The organism is Virgisporangium aurantiacum (genome assembly GCF_016863635.1).
Classification (GTDB): domain Bacteria; phylum Actinomycetota; class Actinomycetes; order Mycobacteriales; family Micromonosporaceae; genus Virgisporangium; species Virgisporangium aurantiacum.
In genome coordinates this window covers 1-550 of record NZ_BOPG01000210.1, presented here as the reverse complement: position 1 = coordinate 550, position 550 = coordinate 1, and the positions used below count along the sequence as shown (strand labels likewise).

1 protein-coding gene is annotated in these 550 nt (G+C 72.7%); it reads left to right on the top strand.

Annotated features, from left to right (window positions below; all coding sequences use genetic code 11):
* A partial coding sequence (locus Vau01_RS63085; protein ID WP_204015523.1) for an AMP-binding protein occupies positions 1-550 on the top strand: 550 nt, incomplete at both ends.

Genomic DNA, 550 nt, shown 5'->3' with positions numbered 1-550 from the left:
CGCAACTCCGTCACCTCTCCACCACCCCTGTTCTGCGCAACGCGGACACCGACGCCGACGCCGACGCCGACGCCGACGCCGGTGGGGGTGGGCTGGGTGGTTGGGTGGTGCACGAGCGGATCGCTGCACACGCGGCCGTACGGCCGGGTCATCCGGCGGTTGTCGACGCGACCGGCGAGATCCGGGAGGAGATCAGCTTCGGGCAACTCCACGACCGTGCCCGTCACCTCGCCGGCCAACTAGGCCAGCACCTGCAGACCCGGCTCGGCGGGTCGGGCCATGGTGAGCCGATCGTGGCGGTCGAGCTACCCCGCGGGGTCGATCTGGTCGTGGCGATGCTGGCGGTCTGGTATGCCGGCGGCGTCTGCCTGCCCGTCGATCCGGACTATCCGCCGCAGCGGCGGGCGGTGATGCTGGCCGATGCCCAACCCGACCTGCACCTCACCCCGACCACCCTCGCCCACCTCACCGGCCCACCTGCCGACACGACCGACATGACAGGCGCGGCGGGCGCGGCGGAGCAGCCTTGGACGCCGGCCCCCACGGCTGA